Annotated in this window: 18 protein-coding genes and 1 other annotated feature; of the genes, 5 read left to right on the top strand and 13 right to left on the bottom strand. The window is 40.9% G+C overall.

All coding sequences use genetic code 11. The features are described 5' to 3' along the window. Positions 1-46 precede the first annotated feature (46 nt). Positions 47-361 carry a PepSY domain-containing protein gene (locus GPDM_RS03595; protein ID WP_008429031.1) on the top strand — a complete coding sequence of 105 codons (315 nt, stop codon included), beginning with the start codon at positions 47-49 and terminating at the stop codon, positions 359-361. 27 nt (positions 362-388) lie between these two features. Here the strand turns inward: GPDM_RS03595 and GPDM_RS03590 are convergent, their stop codons facing one another. The 6 genes from GPDM_RS03590 to pepV form a co-directional block, all read right to left on the bottom strand. Further along, the gene (locus tag GPDM_RS03590) at positions 389-1,243 is read right to left on the bottom strand and encodes a YtnP family quorum-quenching lactonase (RefSeq protein WP_008429029.1); all 855 of its coding nucleotides are present in this window, start codon (positions 1,241-1,243) and stop codon (positions 389-391) included. 30 nt (positions 1,244-1,273) lie between these two features. Then, positions 1,274-1,915: a tRNA (guanosine(46)-N7)-methyltransferase TrmB gene (trmB, locus tag GPDM_RS03585; protein ID WP_008429027.1), complete on the bottom strand. Its 642-nt coding sequence runs from the start codon at positions 1,913-1,915 to the stop codon at positions 1,274-1,276. A 24-nt stretch (positions 1,916-1,939) separates the two neighbouring features. Beyond that, entirely contained in the window at positions 1,940-2,848 is a 909-nt protein-coding gene (locus tag GPDM_RS03580) for a diacylglycerol/lipid kinase family protein (protein WP_008429024.1), read from the bottom strand. Further along, a complete protein-coding gene (gene thpR, locus GPDM_RS03575; RefSeq protein ID WP_008429022.1) occupies positions 2,845-3,408 on the bottom strand; it encodes an RNA 2',3'-cyclic phosphodiesterase in 564 nt (187 codons plus the stop codon). Before thpR ends, GPDM_RS03580 begins: the two co-directional genes overlap by 4 nt. Before the next feature lie 84 nt (positions 3,409-3,492). Continuing rightward, a complete protein-coding gene (gene dat, locus GPDM_RS03570; RefSeq protein ID WP_039862852.1) occupies positions 3,493-4,341 on the bottom strand; it encodes a D-amino-acid transaminase in 849 nt (282 codons plus the stop codon). Positions 4,342-4,358: 17 nt separating this feature from the next. Then, a complete protein-coding gene (pepV, locus tag GPDM_RS03565) occupies positions 4,359-5,732 on the bottom strand; it encodes a dipeptidase PepV (protein ID WP_008429019.1) in 1,374 nt (457 codons plus the stop codon). Between the two features lie 294 nt (positions 5,733-6,026). Between pepV and GPDM_RS03560 the strand changes: the two genes are divergently transcribed. Next, the gene (locus GPDM_RS03560; protein ID WP_008429018.1) at positions 6,027-6,248 is read left to right on the top strand and encodes a DeoR family transcriptional regulator; all 222 of its coding nucleotides are present in this window, start codon (positions 6,027-6,029) and stop codon (positions 6,246-6,248) included. 160 nt (positions 6,249-6,408) lie between these two features. On the opposite strand, the gene GPDM_RS03555 is transcribed toward GPDM_RS03560, so the two are convergent. Next, on the bottom strand, positions 6,409-7,122 hold the full coding sequence (locus GPDM_RS03555; protein WP_008429017.1) for a pseudouridine synthase: 714 nt from the start codon (positions 7,120-7,122) through the stop codon (positions 6,409-6,411). Positions 7,123-7,132: 10 nt separating this feature from the next. After that, positions 7,133-8,737 (bottom strand): putative polysaccharide biosynthesis protein, encoded by a 1,605-nt coding sequence (locus GPDM_RS03550; protein WP_008429016.1) that lies wholly within the window; start codon positions 8,735-8,737, stop codon positions 7,133-7,135. 128 nt (positions 8,738-8,865) lie between these two features. Here GPDM_RS03550 and GPDM_RS03545 point away from each other — a divergent pair, with 128 nt between their 5' ends. Beyond that, entirely contained in the window at positions 8,866-10,149 is a 1,284-nt protein-coding gene (locus tag GPDM_RS03545) for a BaiN/RdsA family NAD(P)/FAD-dependent oxidoreductase (RefSeq protein ID WP_039862836.1), read from the top strand. Between the two features lie 343 nt (positions 10,150-10,492). On the opposite strand, the gene leuS is transcribed toward GPDM_RS03545, so the two are convergent. The 3 genes from leuS to GPDM_RS03530 all read right to left on the bottom strand — a co-directional run bounded on the left by leuS (position 10,493) and on the right by GPDM_RS03530 (position 14,562). Beyond that, the gene (gene leuS / locus GPDM_RS03540; protein WP_008429014.1) at positions 10,493-12,904 is read right to left on the bottom strand and encodes a leucine--tRNA ligase; all 2,412 of its coding nucleotides are present in this window, start codon (positions 12,902-12,904) and stop codon (positions 10,493-10,495) included. Between the two features lie 43 nt (positions 12,905-12,947). Continuing rightward, positions 12,948-13,153, bottom strand: a binding site (T-box leader). A gap of 44 nt (positions 13,154-13,197) precedes the next feature. Further along, positions 13,198-13,851 (bottom strand): 3-oxoacid CoA-transferase subunit B, encoded by a 654-nt coding sequence (locus tag GPDM_RS03535; RefSeq protein WP_008429013.1) that lies wholly within the window; start codon positions 13,849-13,851, stop codon positions 13,198-13,200. Positions 13,852-13,869: 18 nt separating this feature from the next. Beyond that, complete coding sequence (locus GPDM_RS03530; RefSeq protein WP_008429012.1) at positions 13,870-14,562, bottom strand: CoA transferase subunit A; 693 nt, start codon at positions 14,560-14,562, stop codon at positions 13,870-13,872. 174 nt (positions 14,563-14,736) lie between these two features. Between GPDM_RS03530 and mnmL the strand changes: the two genes are divergently transcribed. Further along, positions 14,737-15,690, top strand: a complete 954-nt coding sequence (gene mnmL / locus GPDM_RS03525) for a tRNA modification radical SAM protein MnmL/YtqA (RefSeq protein WP_008429011.1) — start codon at positions 14,737-14,739, stop codon at positions 15,688-15,690. After that, positions 15,687-16,250: a tRNA 5-(aminomethyl)-2-thiouridylate-methyltransferase MnmM gene (gene mnmM, locus GPDM_RS03520; RefSeq protein ID WP_008429010.1), complete on the top strand. Its 564-nt coding sequence runs from the start codon at positions 15,687-15,689 to the stop codon at positions 16,248-16,250. Before mnmL ends, mnmM begins: the two co-directional genes overlap by 4 nt. Positions 16,251-16,292: 42 nt before the next feature. Here mnmM and GPDM_RS03515 read toward each other — a convergent pair whose 3' ends face one another. After that, the gene (locus tag GPDM_RS03515) at positions 16,293-17,576 is read right to left on the bottom strand and encodes an MFS transporter (RefSeq protein ID WP_008429007.1); all 1,284 of its coding nucleotides are present in this window, start codon (positions 17,574-17,576) and stop codon (positions 16,293-16,295) included. Between the two features lie 163 nt (positions 17,577-17,739). Then, complete coding sequence (locus tag GPDM_RS03510; RefSeq protein ID WP_008429005.1) at positions 17,740-18,243, bottom strand: redoxin domain-containing protein; 504 nt, start codon at positions 18,241-18,243, stop codon at positions 17,740-17,742. Positions 18,244-18,266: the final 23 nt, after the last annotated feature.

The following is an 18,266-nucleotide window of genomic DNA, read 5'->3' as shown; positions in this document are numbered from 1 at the left end:
AAATATTTATGGTACAATTTATCCAGTAAATAGAGGAGGGATTTTAGTGAGAAATCGTGATTTACTTATTGGATTTGCTACAGGAATCGCCGCAACGTATTTGGTAAAAGAACTTTACAATCGTTCAGAAAAACTATATCCAGCTGATGACGTTTTAAAAGAAGTTAAATCTGCATTTAAAGAAGAAGGCCCGATTGACGGTTCATGGATTTTCATGAAAACGGAACCCTATAAGCAACATGCGTTAACAACTGAAGTTTATAAAGGCGGCATCACGCGTCATAAAGAAGACGAACTTCAACAATTTGAATTTTTAGCTGATGCGTATACAGGCGCAGTAATCGAAGTAAAACAAGTATAAAAAAAGAGCCCAGGGGCTCTTTTTTTTTCATACATTCTTTTCTTTACGAACTAATGATTCAACAATTTCTTTACCGTCTGCATTCCATTTTAAGATGCGGTAATACGCATCATGGTAAAAACTGAAATAATAACCGCTTTCTAACGCTTCTTTCATCAACTTTTCTTTCGCGTAGATTGAGTCCATTGGGTAGTCATCAAATGCTAACACCCACAAAGGATTTTGGTGGGCATGCGTTGGCATAATGTCTCCCATATGCAAAATTGTTTCATTGCCACTTGTCATTTTAATAACACTGTGACCATTTGAATGACCGCCTGTATGAATCATAGTTATTGCACCGAATAAAGTTTTTTCTTCTTCAAAGGTTTCAACCTGATCGACAATTGGCTCCCAATTTTCTTTCCAGTATGTATTGCGTGACCGGATATTTGGATTTTGCATTTCATCCCACTCTACAGCTGATACATAAATTTTGGCGTTTGGAAAAGTTGAAACCAACTCTTCTCCTTGCCATTTTGTAAGTCCTGCTGCATGATCTCCGTGTAAATGAGTCATTAAGACCGTATCGATGTCTTCCGGTTTTAACCCAAGCTCCGATAAGTTTTCTTCTACACGGGACTGTTCTGAAACCCCTAAATTGCGCAACTGACGCTCTGTCAACTTGCCATCACCAAGACCGCTATCGATCAATATATTGTGCCCTTCGAATTGAACAAGTATTGGGTGAGTCGGCAATTCGATTTGGTTTTTTTCATTGACTGGATAACGTTTCGACCAAATCACTTTTGGCACGACCCCAAACATTGTACCCCCGTCTAAAAACGTGGTTCCCCCATCAAGCCAGGTTAAGTTCATTTCGTGAAATTGAAATTTCTGCATCCCTTTTCCCCCTTGTCTAAATCAACTAGCTTAAAATTGTGCTTCTAACCGGTAAATTGGCTGACCTTTTTTCGAAAACTTTTCTTCGTATTCGGTCATGATGTTCCACTCAGGTTCGTTATCGTGAAGATCTAAGGAGACATCTGTTAATAACATACCATATTCAGAAATGCTCGTAAGCGAATATTCAAAAAGTTTGCGGTTATCGGTTTTAAAATGAATTTCACCTTTTTCAGGTAAAACAGCTTGATACAGTTTCAAAAAAGATTCATGCGTTAAACGGCGCTTCGCATGACGTGTTTTTGGCCAAGGATCTGAGAAGTTTAAGTACAATCTGTCTACTTCTCCTTTTTCAAAATACTCAGCGATTTTTTTTGCATTGACTTTTAAAAGGCGTAAGTTTGGAATCCCGTTCTCTTCCTCAAGTACAGTCTCAAGAGCCGTAACAATGACGCTGTCGAATAATTCAATACCGATGTAATTAATGTCTGGATTTGCTTTAGCCATCCCGGTGATAAAGCGGCCTTTCCCTGTGCCAGCTTCAATATGCAACGGATTTTTGTTACCAAAGACTTCTTGCCAATTCCCTTTTTTCTCTTCTGGGTTCGGAATAACAATTTCCGGATGTGAATCGATTAAATCTGCTGCCCATGGTTTAAAACGTGATCTCATATTTCATCCTCTTTCTATTTTCCATTAATTTATTGATAACCAATTATGTGGACTAACTGCATAGACGACCATTTCGTTTTGAGGGCTCATCCCAGCATCGTCCCCATCCACATGGCGAAAAACCGATTTGTCAGATGACAGCCGGAATTCTGAGCTGCTCATTTGGCTGACCTCTTTGAAACGTGTATGTGCTCCGCTGAATACCGTACCAAAAACGAGCAAGAGTTTCAAACGGGATATTTGATGAACAACTGTCAATTCGAGCAACCCATCATCTGTGTAGGAAGCAGGAGAGATTTTCATGCCTCCACCGAAATATGGTTGATTGCTTACAGTTGCTAACCAAACGTCTTGATAAACAAAGGTTTCGCTTTCGCTTTGAACCGTCAATGTAAAGGTTTCAAACTTCACTAAAGTCTTGATAACATATAAGTAATAAGCTATTTTTCCAAGGCCAAACTGATTTAGTTTTTTCTTGAGAACAGACTGATTTACAGCGATTGTGATCTCCGCATCAAAACCAATTCCTGAACTGCTGACAAATTGAAAGGGTTGTCCGTTCTCAAATTCACCTAGGTCTTGACGTTTAACATGAAGGTTTTTTTGAAACTGTTCAATTGCCCGCGCATCTTTAAACGTGCCATAAGCTCTAGCAAAATCATTGCCCGAGCCTGCCGCTACAGATCCAACAATTATCTTTTTGGCGCCCGCTGCTCCTACCACAATTTCACGCAATGTCCCATCACCGCCAAAGCCGATTAACAAAACTTGTTGCTCTTCGTTTTTATAAGCGGCAGCAATTGCCGTAGCATGCCCTGGAAATTCCGTTAGTATGTGTTCGTATGGGAAGTGGAGCGTCTTTTCAAAGCGCAGCCACTGTTTTAACGCCCGGCCATTACCAGCTGTAGGGTTAATAATAAATACCGTTTTCATAAACACTCGCCTTTAGATGTAGTAGATGCATTTTCTAACTTATAATTTACGATTTTTTGGTACCGTGGCATTTCTTTCGGTGCAATTCGGAACAACGAAAACTCGGTTACATCAAATCGCATAGTGGCAATTGAAAATTGGCGTTCAGTTGGTTCTCCCCCTGCCCATCTGCTAGCCAACGTGATATGTGGCACAAATTTCTTTGGATCGGGTTTAATTTGCAACGGTTCCACGGATTTATGCACTTGCTGTTGCAGCTCGTCTAACTCCTGACTCGTTTCAAGAGAGGCATAAATAATACGCGGTGTTGATGGATTCCCAAAAGATTTAATGCCATTGATACTTACTGTAAAAGCTTTTTGCTTAATGGTCCCCAGCATTTTTTCGACTTGTTCGATTTCACTATGCACGTCTTCGCCGATAAACAATAAAGTAATATGCATATCTTGTGCTGGCGTTAGCCTTTTGTGACTTTGCAATTGCCAACTTTCACGTTCTGTCGCCAAGTTTTCAGCTATGTCTTTTGGAATTTTAATCCCAATAAAATAATGTGGTTTCATTTTGCATCACCTGAATCTAGTTTAACACGCTAATAAGCGCAAAAAAATAGTGATTGGCCGGAGCCAATCACTTTTATTTTTACTTTAAGATTTCACGCCAACTTGTATGCGTGCTTCAAATGCTGTTTGTAGCTTACGCGTCAATTCTCCAGGTACGCCTTGACCAATTTTATGGTCGCCAATCGCTACCACTGGCATTACTTCCGTAGTCGTTGAAGACATGATGAATTCATCCATTTCAAGAGCTTCCGTTTTTGTAAATGGTCTTTCTTCTACCGGAATTTCTAATTCTTCACATAGTTCAAGAATTACTCTTCTTGTAATCCCATTTAAAATAAGGTTGTTTGCAGGATGCGTATAAAGAGTGCCATTTTTAATACCGTACATATTCGATGAACAACCTTCTGTTACCGTTTCTCCGCGGTGCAAGATTGCTTCAAAAAATCCTTCTTCGTATGCTTCTTGCTTCGCCAATACGTTGCCAAGCAAGTTTAAGCTTTTAATATCACAGCGCAACCAACGAATATCTTCGATAAATTTAGCCGTAACGCCTGAGTTTAAGCTTGCAATAGGACGTTCAACTGATTTTGTATTACCGATAATCACTGGCGTAGCTTGTGTCGGAAATTGATGTTGACGTTCTGCAGCACCACGTGTGATTTGCACGTATACTTGGCCCGTTTCAATATTGTTTACTTCAACAAAATCGTAGATCATTTTATGGAAAACGTCTTTTGTATAAGGAATGACGATTTTGATTTTGTCAGCACTGTCGTAAAATCGGTCAATATGTTCTTTAGCTGTAAACAAATTGCCATCATATACACGAATTACTTCATAAATTCCGTCACCAAACTGATAACCACGATCTTCTCTCGAAATTACTAAATCTTCTTCACGAATAAATTCTCCATTGTGCAATATCAAATCCATATCCATTCCTTCTTTCCTCATTTTTTACAAGCTAATTGATAAATTGCTTCTGCGTAAATGGCAGTCGCTTTTATTAAATTGTCGATGTCGACAAATTCATCCGCCTGGTGAGCAACATCGGGTTCGCCAGGAAACAGCATCCCAAAAGCCACACCTTTGTCTAATACGCGCGCATAAGTGCCTCCGCCAATGGCGATTAGATTTGCTTTTTCACCCGTTTGATTTTCATATGCGCTTTGTAGCGTTTTGATAAACGGATCGTTTTCGTCCACATAATGAGGAGGAGAATTGGACGCAATGTCCAGTACAAAATCTTTTAACTGATACGTATCGATTTTTTCTTTGAATGGATAGCTAATCGAGTATCGCATACTTACGGTAATCATAGCGGTTTTCTTTTTTTCAAACCGAATAATTCCGGCATTAAAAGTTGTATCTCCAGATTGTTCATCCGTAAAATCCAATCCAAGTTTACGTCCACGCGAATCTTTGTAAAACGTATCTGCCACAAATTCAACAAACTTTTGGCCATCGCCTTCTAAGCGGTCTTTCAAAAATACAGCTAGTAACACTCCGGCATTAATGCCATCTTCCGGCTCCATTGCATGTGCTGATTTTCCATTTAACGTTAATTCTGTCGAACCGTTATGCTGTTCAACTTTGCCTGTTACATCATGTTTTTTGCAAAAAGCTCGGAAATCTTCTTGCCATTCCGCTAACTGCCCATTTAAAATCGCCGTTGCTTTGTCAGGCACCATATTGGTTCGGTGTCCAGCAATAAACGATTCTAAAATTGCATCTTCATGCATGGAAAATGTCGAGAAAACTAAAGATGCGATTCCTTTTTCTGCATTAATAATCGGAAAATCAGCATCTGGAGTAAAAGCTATTGCTGGCATTTCTTCTGTTTGAAAATAGCGTTCCATGCAGCGGAATTCACTTTCTTCATCTGTGCCAATAATTAAACGGACACGCTTTGTAAATTCAACACCGGCATCCTTTAAGATGTTCAAAGCAGCCCATGCGGCAATTGTTGGTCCTTTATCATCGATAGCACCACGACCGTAAAGTCGTCCATTGTGAATTTCTCCACCAAATGGATCTCTCGTCCAACCTTCACCTACTGGCACCACGTCAACATGTCCTAAAATTCCCAGCAATTCTTCACCTTGACCAATTTCAAGATGTCCTGCGACATCTCCAACATTTTTTACCGTGTATCCTTCTGTTCTTCCTTTTTCTAAAAACCAATCTAATGCCTGCTTAACTTCTTTTCCAAAAGGAGCTGTTGGCGTGGTTTCATTGCTTAGTACACTGGGAATTGCTAGTAACTCTTGCAATTCGCTCAGTATGTTCTCTTTGCGTTTTGTAGCTTCTAACTGCCAATCCATGTTTCACACTCCTTTTTGTTATGGCTATTGTACACCTTTTTTCAGGAAATTAAAGATTTTGTCGTTAATTCACATAAAAATTCTGTGTTTCCAGCGTTAATTTTTTGTAAATTCAGCTAAAATCCTAGAATTCGAGATGTTTTTCCGTTATAATCAAATTGTCAGATTAGTAAGATTGACATATCTTTTAGGAAAAGGGGCTGTCTTTGGCATCAATTATACTTGCTGTATAACCTCAGCACATCGTCCGCTAGTCTTTGCCAATGGGAAAAAAGATGAAGGAGTGGTTCTATTATGAAACCCACAACCGATCGAATGCTCATTCGAATTAAAGATATGTATAAGTACATTCTCGAGAATGGGACTGTAACGACGCAAGATCTTGTCGACGAATTCGGCATCACTCCTCGCACCATTCAAAGAGATTTGAATGTGTTAGCCTTTAACGACTTGGTGACCAGCCCAACTCGAGGCAAATGGACAACGACGCACCGTAAAGTGAAAATGACGTCCTAACAGATTTCCTAAACAAAGAAAATGACCGCAGTTATGCGGTCATTTTCTTTGTTTAGGTTTATTGAAAAGTTTTCCTATTTTAACCTCCAAAGTGACTTACCCTAATAAAAAACTGTAAACATCCCGAACAAGTCGAGTTTGTTTACAGTTTTTCATTACTTCATTTTCTATCTTTTAAACTAGCCATTTCTTCTTCTGTTAAATGACGATATTCACCAAGTTCTAATTCTGGATCAAGACTCAATGGTCCCATCGACAAACGTTTCAAGTAAACCACGCGTTTGCCAACACTTTCGAACATCCGTTTAACTTGGTGGAATTTTCCTTCTGTAATCGTTAATTCAATTTTTGATACTACAGCACTGTCCAAAATATTTAAGCTTGCAGGCTTTGTTTCATAGCCATCATCAAGCACAACACCTTTTTTAAATGCTTCTGTATCTTCTTCCGTTACGACTCCTTCAACATGTGCAAAATACGTTTTATCCACATGCTTTTTAGGCGACAGCAATTCATGTGCTAGCTTGCCGTCATTTGTTAGTAACAAAAACCCTTCAGTATCTTTATCTAATCGACCTACCGGAAACGGCTCGAAATGCTGCTCATCTTTCCCCAGCAAATCGATGACCGTTTTATCATATTTATCTTCCGTTGCCGAAATCACACCTTGAGGTTTATTCATAAGCAAATAAATAAACTCTGTATACGTAACAGCTTCTCCTCCAACCGAGACAAGATCCGTATGCTCATTGACATGAACTTTTGGGTCTCGAACGATTTCACCGTTAACTTCTACAGCTTTTGACTTTAATAGGACTTTCACTTCTTTTCTAGAGCCATGGCCCATATTCGAAAGGTATTTATCTAAACGCATTGTGTCACTCCTAAAAGCCTAATTTCCGAGAGATTTTGGTTATTTTTGAGCCCATTAACTTTTGCGCTAAGCCCGTTTTCAAGCCGAGGTAGCCATAAACAGCTGCCCCTACACCACCGATTAAAATAATGCGGATCATAGATAGAAGTTTATTATCCATACCGATAAACAAATCGATTCCTGACATGGCTAAGTAAACCGCGCCTGCCATGATCAAGTTCAAAATAACAATTAACATCACGCGTCTTGTGACCATTTGCGAATGGTAATTCATCGTTTTAACGATGACAATCATGTTCATCCCAATCGCTGCTATATAACCAATAATCGTTGCGGCAATCGCCCCGTCTGTTTCAAAACGTTCGATTAACGGTGTATTTAAAAGAGCTTTTAATAATAGTCCTGTAGATAAGTTGATGATGATCCATTTTTGTTTATTGATCCCTTGTAAAATAGATGCTGTAACGGGAAAAGCAGAAAACAAAATTGCTACTGGCAAATAATGTGCCAAAATCTCAGATCCAATATCACTTACTTCGTAGAAGACATGGTATAACTCATCAGATAGCATGGTCATTCCAATTACCGCAGGCAATGTTAAGAATAATAACAACTGGATGGATTGATCTAATGTTCGAGATACTTGCAAATACTCTTTGCGAGTAAAATGCTTGGTGATTAACGGAATCAATGCCATAGAGAAACCAGTAGCAAGCATAACCGGAATCATAACAAGTTTATGGGCAGTTAAATTTAAAATACCTAAAAGGTCGATTTCCGAGAAATTTCCACCAGAGCTCATCGCCCGGTTAAATGTCATTAAATCCACAAATTGGAATAAAGGATTGGCAATACCAAGGAAAATGACCGGTACGGCATAAATGACAATCTCTTTGTACATATCACGTAATTTAACGTCATACGATTCCACTGAATTTGCTAACAGTTGATTGTATTCGGGCTTTTTCTTTTTCCAGTAATAACCTAACGTAACAATTCCGCCGAGAGCTCCGACTGCAGCAGATAATACCGCAAACTGAATCGCTGTTTTTGGCGTACCGTCAAAAATGTAAAGAACCGCAAATGCGCCTCCTAATAGGAAAATAATGCGAACAATTTGCTCGATTAATTGAGAAACAGCAGTCGGCATCATGTAGTTATAGCCTTGGAAAAACCCTCTCCAAAGACTCATAAATGGTACGACGATTAATGCAAAACTGACCCAACGAATCGCTTCAGTTACGTCACCAACCGAATAAATTCGTTCATCTTCAGAGATGGTAATACGCGCTAGTGGCTCTGCGAAGATATAAAGCAAAAGAAACGAAACAAAACCGGTAATCATCATCGTCAGAAGTCCTGACTTTAATAATCTCCTCCCCGTTTCATAATCACCGAGGGAATTATATTTAGCGGTAAATTTCGAGAATGCGATTGGGGCACCTGAAATAGCCAGCGCCAGCATCAAGTTATACGGGATATACGCATATTGATAAAGCCCGATATTGTCTTCTCCTACCATGCTATAAAACGGAATGATATAAATAACTCCCAATATTTTTGACAAAAATAGACCTAATGTTAAGATGGCTGTACCTTTAACTAATGACGACATTTTACACTTCCTGACTTGTTCATAATAAAAGCAATCTACACGATAGTTTACACCTATAGATGAAATTACTCAACGTGTTTCGCTGCATCGTGTATACTAAAAAGAAAACGAAAGCGAGTTCTTAATATATGTATGACGTAATAATCATCGGCGGGGGTCCCTCCGGCTTAATGGCATCAATTGCCGCAGCTTCAAAGAACCAAAAAGTGTTATTGATTGAAAAAGGAAAGAAACTAGGAAAAAAATTAATCATTTCCGGCGGTGGCCGCTGCAATGTGACCAATCGCTTGCCACTAGACGAAATTGTTAGGCATATTCCAGGGAATGGCCGTTTTCTTCACAGTCCTTTTTCTGTATTCAATAACGAGGACATTATTTCTTTCTTCGAAGGACTTGGTGTCGCGTTAAAAGAAGAAGATCACGGGCGCATGTTCCCCTTTTCTAACCGTGCACAAGATGTGGCGGATGCCATGTTCAAAGAAATGGACCGGTTAAATGTTACGGTTATGCTCGATTCACCTGTTAAAAAATTATTAATGACTGATGAAAAAGTGACCGGCGTTCGCCTTCATACGGGAGAAGAGTATACAGCAAAAGCAATCGTCGTCGCTGTTGGAGGCAAAGCAGTTCCACAAACAGGCTCTACTGGAGACGGCTACCCGTGGGCAGAAAAAGCAGGTCATTTGGTGACCGAGCTTTATCCAACGGAAGTTCCATTATTGTCGAAAGAACCATTTATCGTAAGTCGCGAACTTCAAGGTTTAGCTTTACGTGATGCAGCTGTCACTGTATTAAACAAAAAAGGCAAAGTGCTTGTCACACATCAAATGGATATGCTGTTTACCCATTTTGGATTGAGTGGCCCTGCAGTTTTACGCTGTAGCCAATACGTCGTGAAAGAAATAAAGAAAAACGGTGGGCAACCAGTCGAAATGCGCATCAATTCACTGCCAGATGAAAATGCAGAGTCTGCTTTTCAATTGCTTGTGAAAATGATGAAAGACGAACCAAAAAAGTCCGTTAAAAACGTTTGGAAGAGCCTTGCTCAAGAACGGTGGCTGTTATTCCTACTAGGACGCGCAGAAATCGACCCGCAGCTAACTGGCGCGGAATTAGCTAGCGACAAAGTTCGAGCGTTCGCAAAGCAACTAACAGCCTTTACAATGTTCGTTAACGGTACGCAACCCATCGAAAAAGCATTTGTTACTGGTGGCGGTGTGTCGATCAAAGAAATCGAACCCAAAACGATGGCGTCTAAAAAGAAACCTGGATTGTATTTCTGTGGTGAAATTTTAGACATCCACGGCTACACGGGCGGATACAATATCACATCTGCATTAGTCACAGGCAACGTAGCTGGACAAAGTGCAGCTCGTTTTGCGAAAGAACTCCGAATAGAGAGCAGAGCTTAATAGCTTTTTTATAGTTATTCCGCAAACCAGCTTTCTTTCCTGCTGGCTTGTGGCAATCTCTACTGGTTTGATTCACAGTTTGTTTCTATATAGAAAATCTTTAATTTTATATCAAATACCACAGCGCCGGCGCATCCACGGGCTAGGCGAAGCAAGAAGACTGGCGTTCTTTGCCTGGCTTCTTGTGAAAGCCATGCCCAAAGCGGCCGAAGCGACTCTAATGAGATATTAATCTATCTTACAAACACAAAAGAGGCAGACTGGAAAATTTCCAGTCTGCCTCTTTTTATAATTCTACTTTCTAAATGCTCCCGGAAGGTTTTGCATTTTTATCTCTACTTTTTTAACCTACTACGATGTTAACCAATTTCCCTGGAATAACAATTACTTTACGAATTTGTTTGCCATCAGTTGCCTTTTGAACATTGTCATCCGCAAGCGCTGCTACTTCTAGTTCTTCTTTTGTGCTGTCTTTAGCGATCGCTAGCTTTGTTTTTACTTTGCCGTTTACTTGTACGACTACTTGGATCACATCATCAATCATTTTCGACTCATCGTATTGTGGCCAGTTTTCGTAAGTTACCGATCCTTCATGACCCAATTTCTCCCATAGCTCTTCTGCTACGTGAGGTGCAATTGGAGATAACAGTTTCACAAAACCTTCTACGTATTCTTTTGGAATGGAATCGACTTTATAACCTTCGTTAATAAAGACCATCATTTGTGAAATCGCTGTGTTAAAGCGCAATCCTTCAAAGTCGTCAGTTACTTTTTTAACGGTCTGGTGATAGACTTTTTCCAGTTTGCCATCGTTTGAATCCGTGATTTTTGCACTCAATTGCTCTTCGTCCATCAACAAACGCCAAATGCGGTCTAGGAATCGTCGAGAACCATCTAGGCCATTTGTTGACCAAGCGATCGATGCTTCAAGTGGACCCATAAACATTTCGTACATGCGCAATGTGTCTGCACCGTGGCTTTCGATAATTTGGTCAGGGTTAACGACATTGCCTTTTGATTTCGACATTTTCTCGTTTCCTTCACCCAAAATCATGCCTTGGTTAAATAGCTTTTGGAAAGGTTCTTTTGTGGAAACCACACCGATATCGTAAAGCACTTTATGCCAGAAGCGCGCATATAGCAAGTGAAGTACAGCGTGCTCTGCACCGCCGATATACACATCAACCGGCAACCAGCGTTTCAATAGTTCTGGGTCAGCCAATATTTCATCATTAGTTGGGTCGATAAAGCGCAAGTAATACCAGCAGCTTCCTGCCCATTGTGGCATCGTGTTGGTTTCGCGACGCCCTTTCATTCCGGTTTCAGGATGAACAACATTTACCCAATCGGTAATATTAGCAAGAGGTGACTCGCCTGTTCCACTTGGCTTAATATCTGTTGTTACTGGCAACATTAGCGGCAAGTCTTTTTCTTCAACTGGCGTCATTGTGCCATCTTCCCAATGAATAATTGGAATTGGCTCGCCCCAATAACGCTGACGGCTAAACAACCAATCGCGCAAGCGGTACGTAATTTTCTTCTCGCCCACTTTTTGATCAACTAGCCAGTCAATCGCTTTTTCAATAGCTTCTTTTTTGTTCAATCCGTTAAGGAAATCCGAATTGATCAATTCACCGTCGCCTGCATAAGCTTCGTCTTCAATATTGCCGCCTGATACCACTTCGACGATTGGCAAATCAAATTGTTTCGCAAATTCATAGTCACGTTCATCATGTGCTGGAACGGCCATGATTGCACCTGTACCGTAAGTTGCCAATACATAATCAGCAATCCAAACTGGCATTTTTTCGCCACTTGCCGGATTTACCGCATAAGCGCCTGTGAAAACACCTGATTTGTCTTTCGCCAAATCTGTGCGTTCCAAATCACTTTTCGTTTTCACATCGTCAATGTATTGTTCAACAGCTTGTTGTTGTTCTGCTGTTGTAATCGCAGCTACTAATTTATGTTCAGGCGCAAGTACCGCATAAGTTGCGCCGAAAATTGTATCTGGACGTGTTGTAAACGCGCGGAAAGAATGCTCTGTATTCGCTACTTGGAATTCCAATTCAGCGCCTTCTGATTTACCGATCCAGTTGCGCTGCATGTCTTTCAAACTTTCTGGCCAATCCAACTCATCCAAATCTTCAAGCAAACGGTCTGCATAATTTGTGATGCGCAATACCCATTGGCGCATTGGACGACGCTCAACCGGATGCCCACCGCGTTCTGATTTGCCATCGATTACTTCTTCGTTCGCAAGAACTGTTCCAAGTGCCGGGCACCAGTTAACCGCTACTTCGTCAACATAAGCCAGCCCTTTTTTATACAATTGGATGAAAATCCATTGTGTCCATTTGTAATAAGACGGATCTGTTGTGCTAATTTCACGGTCCCAGTCATATGAAAATCCAAGCTCTTGAATTTGACGCTTGAACGTTTCGATGTTTTTAGCTGTAAATTCAGCAGGGTCATTTCCAGTATCCAGTGCATATTGCTCTGCTGGAAGACCAAAAGCATCCCAACCCATTGGGTGCAAAACATTATAGCCTTGCATGCGTTTAACACGGCTTAAAATATCTGTCGCCGTGTAGCCTTCTGGGTGACCCACATGAAGTCCAGCACCTGATGGATATGGGAACATATCCAGTGCGTAAAATTTCGGTTTAGACGGATCGTCTATCATTTTAAACGTTTTGTTGTCTTGCCAATATTTCTGCCATTTTTTCTCAACTAGTTTGTGCTTGAATGTCATTTCCAATTCCTCCTCAAAATAAAAAAATCCCGCCCCTTAAAAAATAAGGGACGGGATTTTCCCGCGGTACCACCCAAATTAGCGACTGCTCGCTCAACTTGACTCCTTAACGCGGAAAACGGTGTATCTTACTTAGTTTCACATACACTGACTCCAAGGTGAGTTCGTTTGGGCATTTTACCGACTTGCACCAACCGCCGGCTCTCTGTAAAAAATACACAAACTACTAGTCCTCTTCGCTGTCATTACCTATTGTCTTCATTTTAGACGAGTCGCCGTTTTTTGGCAATAGCTTAAGAGACTTTAACGTTTTCTGTGTTTAATGGCGCATCTGTTGAATCGATAATATCTTGAACCGTAAAGCCATCAAAGACTTCTGTTAAGACCAATCCAGCATCTGTCACTTCAATTACAGCACGTTCTGTAATGATTTTGTTAACGACACCTTTGCCTGTTAGCGGCAAATCACATTGTTTTTTAATTTTGGCAGAACCGTCTTTTGATACATGATCCATAATAACGATTACTTTTTTCGCACCGTGCACCAAATCCATTGCGCCGCCCATGCCTTTAATCATTTTCCCTGGAATCATCCAGTTCGCTAAGTCCCCATTTTCAGCTACTTCCATCCCACCAAGGATCGCGACATCAATATGTCCTCCGCGGATCATCGCGAATGATTCAGCACTTGTGAAGAAAGCCGAGCCAGGAATCGTTGTAACCGTTTCTTTACCTGCATTGATTAAGTCTGGGTCTACATTCTCTTCTGTTGGATACGGTCCTATTCCTAAAAGTCCGTTTTCTGATTGAAGAACAACACTTTTATTGTCGGAAATAAAATTCGCCACTAAAGTTGGCATACCGATTCCTAAGTTAACGTAATCGCCGTCGTTGATTTCTTTTTCAGCTCGTTTTGCAATGCGTTCTCTGACTAATTGTTTATCCAAGATTTTCTCCACCCTTTCTTAAACAGTACGTGTTGTAAGACGTTCGATCCGTTTTTCTTGGTCTGCTTGAAGCAAGCCTTGTACATAAATGCTTGGTGTTTGAACGTGATTCGGATTGATGTCCCCGATTTCCACGATTTCTTCTACTTCTGCAATGGTAATTTTCCCAGCCGCTGCAGCAAGCGGGTTAAAGTTTTGTGCGGTTTTGTTGTAAACAAGGTTGCCCATTTTATCCGCTTTATGCGCTCTCACTAATGCAAAGTCAGCTCGTAATGCGTGTTCAAGCACATATTCTTTACCATCAAATTCACGAATTTCTTTACCTTCTGCAACTGTTGTGCCTACGCCAGCTGGTGTAAAGAAAGCTGGAATCCCGGCTCCGCCTGCGCGCATTTTTTCAGCTAATGTTCCTTGCGGAGTCAATTCAACTTCGATTTCGCCTGATAACACTTGGCGCTCGAATTCTTTGTTTTCCCCTACATAAGAACCGATCATTTTTTTAATTTGTTTGTTTTTCAATAATAGGCCAAGACCCCATTCGTCTACTCCACAGTTATTGGAAATGACGGTCAGGTCGGTTACCCCTTTATCAACTAGTGCTAAAATAAGCTGTTCAGGTATTCCTACTAACCCAAATCCGCCTACCATAATTGTGGCACCGTCTTGAATTTGTTCAACTGCTTCTTTTGCAGAACTGTAAATCGGTTTCATTCCATTATGCCTCCTCTGACTCATCCACTTAAATTCATTATTAAAACGCTTCCATTTTAATTTAAACAAACTATTGCTCTAAACGCAATATTCATAAAAATCCGTTGCGCAATCAACAAGCATTGTTTGCCGTTTTGTCGTCATGCTACAATGGCTTTTGAGGAGTTGTTTCGATTGAGTAAAGAGTTTCCTTTTTCATCTGATGGAAAACGTTATTATACATGGAATCGCCATTTGCGCGATCATTTTGGTTTTAAGGTCATGAAAATCGCTTTAGATGCCGGGTTTGATTGCCCAAACCGGGACGGCACAGTCGCACACGGGGGCTGTACGTTTTGCAGCGTTGCAGGATCTGGTGATTTTGCTGGAGACCGAGTTGACTCTATTTCTGAACAGTTTGATCAAATTAAAGAAAAAATGCATCGCAAATGGAAAGATGCCAAATACATGGCGTACTTTCAAGCTTATACCAATACACATGCGCCGTTACCCGTGATTAAAGAAAAGTTTGAAGCGGCTCTTGAACAAGAAAATGTTATCGGTTTGAGCATCGCAACGCGTCCGGACTGTTTGCCTGATGACGTTGTGGATTATTTGGCCGAACTAAACGAACGGACGTATTTATGGGTCGAACTTGGATTGCAAACGGTTCATGAGCGAACGGCCCTTTTAGTCAACCGTGCGCATGATTTCGATGCTTATGTAGAAGGTGTGACCAAATTACGCAAGCGCGGCATTCGCGTATGTACACACATCATCAACGGCTTACCACTAGAAGACCGAGACATGATGATGGAAACCGCGTGTGAAGTAGCAAAACTCGATGTACAAGGCATTAAAATTCACTTGTTGCATTTATTAAAAGGCACACCAATGGTCAAGCAATACGAAAAAGGCATGGTCGAGTTTCTTGAAAAGCAAGAATACATTAACTTAGTCGCCGACCAACTTGAAGTGCTGCCACCTGAAATGGTTGTTCAACGCATCACAGGCGACGGCCCGATAGATTTAATGATTGGGCCGATGTGGAGCGCCAACAAATGGGATGTCTTAAACGGCATTGATGCAGAACTCGCACGCCGCGAAAGCTGGCAAGGGAGACGGGCTACAGGGAGTGTGACTTCATGACGATACAACGCGTATTGCCTTTTACAAAATCATTGCTTGAACAAGCCGTCACTTCTGGAGACGTGGTCATTGACGGCACTGCTGGCAACGGCCATGATACACACTTCCTCGCAAGTTTAACTGGAGCAAACGGAAAAGTTTTCGCTTTTGATATTCAAGCAGAAGCAATACATGCAACGCGAGAGCGAGTCCAAGAATTTGACCATATCGAGCTAATTCACGACAGTCACGCCAAAATAAAAGATTATGTAACAGAACCCATTGCAGCTGCTGTTTTCAATCTTGGCTATTTGCCAAAAGGTGATCACTCTATTATTACGAAAGCAAAAAGTACACTTTCTGCTCTCGAACAATGTTTAGATCTTTTGAAAATAAAAGGCGTTTTGTTAGTGGTCGTATACAGTGGACACGAAGGTGGCAGCGAAGAACGTGATGCCGTTATGGAATTCGTTTCCTCGCTCCCACAAAAAACGTTTGATGTGCTGAAATACGAATTTATCAACCAGCAACATTCCCCCCCTTTTTTATTAGCCATTGAAAAAAAACATGCAAGCAATTAAAAAAAGCAGAAAAGAGCATGTGCTCTTTTCTGCTTTTTTAGCTTAGTTTTCTATTTCCTTTTTTTCCGGCGGATTTGCTAGTAACGCCGCCACAATACCAAGGAGTGGGAAAATCATAATAACCCATAACACTTCTTTATAGCCACCAAAGAAATCGTAAAACAAGCCAAACGGTAACGGCCCGAGAGCAGAACCAACGACCATAAAGGCCATTGAAATACCGGTAATGCTACCAAGGTATTGTCGACCAAAATAATTCGGCCATATGACACTCAAAGTTACTCGTTCAATTCCCAACATAAAGCCCCATACAACCGCAAACAGAATTGCGCCGGAAAACAGGTCTGCTTCCTTCAATAAGAAAATCGAGGCAATTTCCCCAACAAAAACAAAAGCTAACATCCACTGCACGCGTATTTTATCAAGCAGATAGCCTGCTAGAAACGTTACCGGAAAACCGATAATTGCCATCAAACTCAAGACAGTCGCAGCTGTTTCAGGTGCTAATGACTGAATCGAAAAAATAGACACCAAATGGAAAGTCATTCCCGTATTAACCAAAGCAGGAACCACTACACAAAACAAAAGGAGCCAAAAAGAGCGAGTCTTTTTCGCTTCTTTTACCGTCCAACTAATATCTGAAGATAGAGGCTTTTGCGGATCCTCTTTTCTTGCTGAAGGTCCATTATCCGGCAGTAAGCCAATATCTTCTGGCCGATTGCGGATAAAGAAATAGGCCAATGGCGTAAAAATAACCAGGATTGATGCGCCAAGAATTTGCCAAGTCGTCCGCCAGCCATATGCTTCAATTAGCCAAACATTGATCAATGGAAATGCAGCCGATCCAATCATCCCACCTAACGCTGCTAACCCAAGTGCCCGACCTCGTTTTTGGATAAACCATTGTGGCACTAACGCATTTGGAACGAGCGTCATCGAGCCTTGTCCAAACAGCCGTATAGCGAAAAAGCCCATAAACAACATTACCCAATTGACTACGAAACTATTAAATATACTGGCTGCTGCTAAAATTAAAGATACCGCAATCGCCATTTTTCGTGCACCGACTTTATCAATCATTCGACCGATGATAAACAATAAAAATCCTGCAAGAAGTGTTGCTGAAGAATAAATACCGGACACGGTCGAGCGGCTCCAACCAAATTCTTCTATGTAATAATCTATAAAAATGGCGTTTGAATAGGTTTGTCCAGGTCCAGAAAAAAAGTGAGACAATCCCGCGAGAATGACAATGACCCAGCCGTAATAAAATGGCGTATGGATAACCCCGTTCCCATTAACCCAATTTTCTTTCGTACGCTTCATGACAGTCCTCCTTCAATGAAAAAAGAGCCCATTTGCGCTCTTGTTATCCGTTCTATTATTTTACAATTAACACTGGGCAATTTGCACGTTTTACCACTTTATGGCTACCACACAAAAGAGACCTTGCTCCATCAATAGGCAAGGTCTTCTGGAGTGATTTATATCACTTTAAATTCTTTTTAATATACTGCACAACTTTGCGAAGTTCTGTTGCGCTTGGACGTCCATAAGGGCTCGTTTGTTGCTGTTGATAAAGAATATTCCCTTTTTCATCAAGCAAATAATGAGCAGCTTCCCCGTGAATTCCATGATCTTCATATGGTGCATCTTCTCCGTGGTAATAAGCACCATACTGGTCTAATAAATCTGTTGTAAGGTCAGACAGGAGCGGAAAGCTTAGGCTATGCTCATTTTTCATCCCTAACGAATTTTCTTGGCTATCTGTTGATAGAGCAGTAAAATAAACGCCTTTTCCTTCAAAATAAGAAAGGCTTTCTTCAATTTCTTTTAAATCTTGGTTACATACTGGGCACCATGATCCTCTGAAAAAGACCAAAAATCTCCAACCTGGACGATCCGTCAAATCTTGTTCAAGAGAATAAGTACCGCCTTCTGCTAATGGTAATTCAAATTGTGGTGCTTTATCACCAAGTTGTAATGTTGTCATAGTTAGTTTCCTCCTTATTTTTA

The organism is Planococcus donghaensis MPA1U2 (assembly GCF_000189395.1).
Taxonomy (GTDB): domain Bacteria; phylum Bacillota; class Bacilli; order Bacillales_A; family Planococcaceae; genus Planococcus; species Planococcus donghaensis_B.
Note: the sequence above shows the minus strand (reverse complement) of the source record. Positions and strands in the feature narration are given on the sequence as shown.

Bases quoted from the DNA above. Each gene is read 5' to 3' on its own strand.
- mnmM (WP_008429010.1), top strand. From the start codon at position 15,687: ATGACGATACAACGCGTATTGCCTTTTACAAAATCATTGCTTGAACAA.
- GPDM_RS03555 (WP_008429017.1), bottom strand. From the start codon at position 7,122: ATGCGTTTAGATAAATACCTTTCGAATATGGGCCATGGCTCTAGAAAA.
- GPDM_RS03515 (WP_008429007.1), bottom strand. From the start codon at position 17,576: ATGAAGCGTACGAAAGAAAATTGGGTTAATGGGAACGGGGTTATCCAT.
- dat (WP_039862852.1), bottom strand. From the start codon at position 4,341: ATGGATTTGATATTGCACAATGGAGAATTTATTCGTGAAGAAGATTTA.
- GPDM_RS03590 (WP_008429029.1), bottom strand. From the start codon at position 1,243: ATGCAGAAATTTCAATTTCACGAAATGAACTTAACCTGGCTTGATGGG.
- GPDM_RS03550 (WP_008429016.1), bottom strand. From the start codon at position 8,737: ATGTCGTCATTAGTTAAAGGTACAGCCATCTTAACATTAGGTCTATTT.
- thpR (WP_008429022.1), bottom strand. From the start codon at position 3,408: ATGAAACCACATTATTTTATTGGGATTAAAATTCCAAAAGACATAGCT.
- pepV (WP_008429019.1), bottom strand. From the start codon at position 5,732: ATGGATTGGCAGTTAGAAGCTACAAAACGCAAAGAGAACATACTGAGC.
- GPDM_RS03510 (WP_008429005.1), bottom strand. From the start codon at position 18,243: ATGACAACATTACAACTTGGTGATAAAGCACCACAATTTGAATTACCA.
- leuS (WP_008429014.1), bottom strand. From the start codon at position 12,904: ATGACATTCAAGCACAAACTAGTTGAGAAAAAATGGCAGAAATATTGG.
- GPDM_RS03545 (WP_039862836.1), top strand. From the start codon at position 8,866: ATGTATGACGTAATAATCATCGGCGGGGGTCCCTCCGGCTTAATGGCA.
- GPDM_RS03530 (WP_008429012.1), bottom strand. From the start codon at position 14,562: ATGAAACCGATTTACAGTTCTGCAAAAGAAGCAGTTGAACAAATTCAA.
- trmB (WP_008429027.1), bottom strand. From the start codon at position 1,915: ATGAGATCACGTTTTAAACCATGGGCAGCAGATTTAATCGATTCACAT.
- GPDM_RS03560 (WP_008429018.1), top strand. From the start codon at position 6,027: ATGAAACCCACAACCGATCGAATGCTCATTCGAATTAAAGATATGTAT.
- GPDM_RS03580 (WP_008429024.1), bottom strand. From the start codon at position 2,848: ATGAAAACGGTATTTATTATTAACCCTACAGCTGGTAATGGCCGGGCG.